Here is a 3,139-nt window from a genome sequence, read left to right on the forward strand (position 1 = left end):
AGCTGCGTCCGATTTTCGGCGAGTACTACGGCGACCCCCACCTGGACCACCCGTCCGTCCGTCCGTCTGACCGCCCGTCCGATCCGGGGCGGGATCGGAGGGGCGGCGCGGACAACCGGGATCCCGGTCGGGCGGGAAAAAACGCCTTGGCCGGCGGCCGGGGCTCTGCCAGGGTGGCGGCGTGATCTTTGATCCTCCCGACGGCCTGACGATGCGCCATCCCACCGCGGACGACCAGGGGCGCGTGCTCGCCGTCATGGACGACTGGTGGGGTGGCTTCCAGGGGGCCGCCGGGTCGATACAGCGCGCGCTGCTGCTGCCGCGGCTGTTCTTCCAGCACTTCACCGACAGCAGCTACCTGGTGGAACGTGCCGGCGACGGCCGCCTTGTCGCCTTCCTCGTCGGTTTCCTGTCGGCCTCGGCACCCGAGGTCGCCTACATCCACTTCGTCGGCGTCGACCCGGCGCGCCGCCGCGGTGGTATCGCCGGCGGTCTCTACCGGCGGTTCTTCCGGCTCGCCGCCACCCGTGGGGCCCGCCGCGTCGACGCGGTCACCAGCCCGGGCAACGCGACGTCGCTGGCCTTCCACACCGGCCTGGGTTTCCGGGTCGAACCCGGCGACACCATGATCGACGGCGTCCCGGTCCACTCCGACTACGACGGGCCGGGGCTGCACCGCGTCACCTTCACCCGGCCGTTGACCGCCGCCGACCTCGACGCGGCGGCAACGGCCTTCCCACGCCTGCCAACGCCGGCCGCGCACCCGCCGGCAGCGGCCCGGCTGCGCGGCGGCGACCTGCGGGTCTGCTTCCTCGGGGACTCCTTCGTCGCGGGCGTGGGCGACTCCGCCCACCTGGGCTGGGTCGGGCGTCTGGCCGCCCGCACAGAGGACGCCGGCGTGGCGCTGACCGCCTACAACCTCGGGCTCCGGCGTGCCACCTCCACCGAGGCCCACGCCCGATGGCGGGCGGAGTGCCTGCCCCGGCTGGCCGAGGCGGAACACCCCCGGCTCGTGATCTCCTTCGGCGTGAACGACATGTTCGGCGTGAACGACATGACCGCCGAGGCCGACACCACGGACCCGGCGGCGGGGACCGGGACGGCCACCCGGGTCCCGCCGCGGGACTCGGTCGCCGCCCTGACGGCCCTGCTCGCCGAGGCCCGCCCCCTCATGCCGGTGCTGATGGTCGGACCGCCCCCGTCCGGTGATCCCGGCCGCGACGAGCGCGTCGCGGACCTCACCGTCCGCTACGCCGAGGTCTGCGCCGCCTACGACGTCCCCTACGTCGACGTGTTCCCCGCCCTGCGCCGCCGGCCGTCCTGGGCGCGTGAGCTCGCGCCGGTGACGGCGCGCACCCCGCGGCGGGCGGCTATACGCTGCTCACCGACCTGATCTTCGGCCCGTGGTGGCGCTGGCTGGCCGGGTGAGGATGATCCCGAAACCCCCCGGCCTACCGGAGAGGTCCTACCCGCGAGAGCCGTCCGGGGCCGGGCGGACGGCGCGTTCGGCGATCCGGATCAGCGCCCGCCGCGGCAGCAGCCGCCCACCCCGGGCCAGCAGCGCGTTGCGCCGTCCGTCGACGACCGAGGGACGGCCGCGTTCGAGGGCACGCATCGCACTGGCCACCGCCTGCTCGGGGGAACGTTTGCGCCCGACGGCGACGTCCTCGGTACCGACGACGTCGAAGAACGGCGTGTCGGTGGAGCCGGGGCACAGCGCGAGCACCCTGACCCCCGCCGGGCGGGCCTCGGCCCACAGCGCCTCGGAGAAGGACAGCACGAACGCCTTCGTCGCCGCGTACACGGCCATGTGCGCCACCGGCTGGAACGCGGCGATGCTGGCCACGTTCACGATGCTGCCGCGCCCGCGGTGCACCATCGCGGGCAGGAAGCGCGCGGTCAGCTCGACGACAGCGACACAGTTGAGCCGCACCTGCCCGACCAGCCGCGCCGCCTCGGCCCCGGCCACGTCGCCGTGCGTGGCGAACCCGGCGTTGTTCACCAGCACGTCGACCCCGCCCCCGGCGGCGGCGACCCGTTCGGCGACGGCGTCGACCGCGGCCGGCTCCGCCAGATCGACGGCGATCACCTCGGTGCGCACGCCGTGACGCCGGGTGATCTCGGCGGCGTTCGCGCGCAACCGGTCCTCGCCGCGCGCGACGAGCACGAGGTCGGCGCCCCGGTCGGCGAACTCGCGGGCGAAGACGGCGCCGATGCCCGTCGACGCACCGGTGATCAGTGCGGTCTGTCCGCGGAAATCCACTGCCTCTCCCTACCACAGTTCTCCCTACCGGCAGGGTGGCCCGGCCACAGGGAGTCAGGGCTTGCCCCTGGCAGGTGGGTTATCCGCCTGTGAGTTATCTGACGGATCGCGGGTTGGCGGCGGCGGGGTGTCGAGGGGACAGGATCTGGACCGATGGCTCGACGACCGGGAACACCGCGCCCCCCGACCTGCCTGGCCTGCCTGACCTGCGCCGCGGCCACCTCACCGGCGGGGGCGGGCACAGCGGGGGCGGACCCCGAGCTCGATCATCGGGAACGTCCGAACTGTCCGGGGCGGACCAGGAGCAGACTCTGATCAATCTGTCAAACCGCTGTACACTACCCCCCTCTTGCGCGGTAGCTTGCGACTGGTCACAGTGTTTGCCGGATCAGCTACGCACTGGGGTGAACCGTGCAGGTTCACCAGCATCATCGGCGTACAGCCGGCCGTGCCGACCGGCGGCGGCCCCAGCCACGGGACGACGCAACGAAGCATGGTCCCCGCCCGGTCGAACATCCGTCGCCGGGCTGTGACCGGTGCGCCACGAGGCACCGGCCGGAACGTGAGGGGATGGTCATGAACGGCATGGAACTGTCGCCCACCCGGGCCTCGGACCGGCTCGGTCTGGCTGCCGCTGGACGGGCCGCGGCGGTACTCTCCCGGGAGATCACGTTCGCCGATCCCGATCCGGTGACGCTCACCGAACTCGACGACCGGCTGCACCGGTACGCCACGACCCTGTTCTCCGCCCCGCACACGACGCTGGTGGGCCCGGTCATCGCCGACTGGCGGCGGGTCCAGGCCGCCCTGGGACGGTGACCGGATCTGTCGCTGATCTTGTGATCGAACTGGCCCTCTCATGATCGTCTATTGGTG

General features: G+C 73.0%; 4 protein-coding genes. 3 read left to right on the forward strand and 1 reads right to left on the reverse strand.

The window, feature by feature from the left end; genetic code table 11:
* On the forward strand, positions 1 to 185 hold a 185-nt coding region (locus tag ACY5KJ_RS19175), incomplete at its 5' end, for a hypothetical protein (RefSeq protein ID WP_462204023.1).
* Complete coding sequence (locus ACY5KJ_RS19180) at positions 182 to 1,393, forward strand: GNAT family N-acetyltransferase (protein ID WP_462189264.1); 1,212 nt, start codon at positions 182 to 184, stop codon at positions 1,391 to 1,393. The genes ACY5KJ_RS19175 and ACY5KJ_RS19180, both read left to right, overlap by 4 nt.
* Before the next feature lie 72 nt (positions 1,394 to 1,465).
* Here ACY5KJ_RS19180 and ACY5KJ_RS19185 read toward each other — a convergent pair whose 3' ends face one another.
* A complete protein-coding gene (locus tag ACY5KJ_RS19185; protein ID WP_462189263.1) occupies positions 1,466 to 2,263 on the reverse strand; it encodes an SDR family NAD(P)-dependent oxidoreductase in 798 nt (265 codons plus the stop codon).
* A gap of 576 nt (positions 2,264 to 2,839) precedes the next feature.
* On the opposite strand from ACY5KJ_RS19185, the gene ACY5KJ_RS19190 reads away from it, so the two are divergent.
* Entirely contained in the window at positions 2,840 to 3,082 is a 243-nt protein-coding gene (locus tag ACY5KJ_RS19190) for a hypothetical protein (protein WP_462204024.1), read from the forward strand.
* Positions 3,083 to 3,139 lie beyond the last annotated feature (57 nt).

Source organism: Frankia sp. CcWB3 (genome assembly GCF_977927595.1).

Coding starts and splice junctions, on each gene's coding strand:
- ACY5KJ_RS19190 (WP_462204024.1), top strand. CDS start 2,840: ATGAACGGCATGGAACTGTCGCCCACCCGGGCCTCGGACCGGCTCGGT.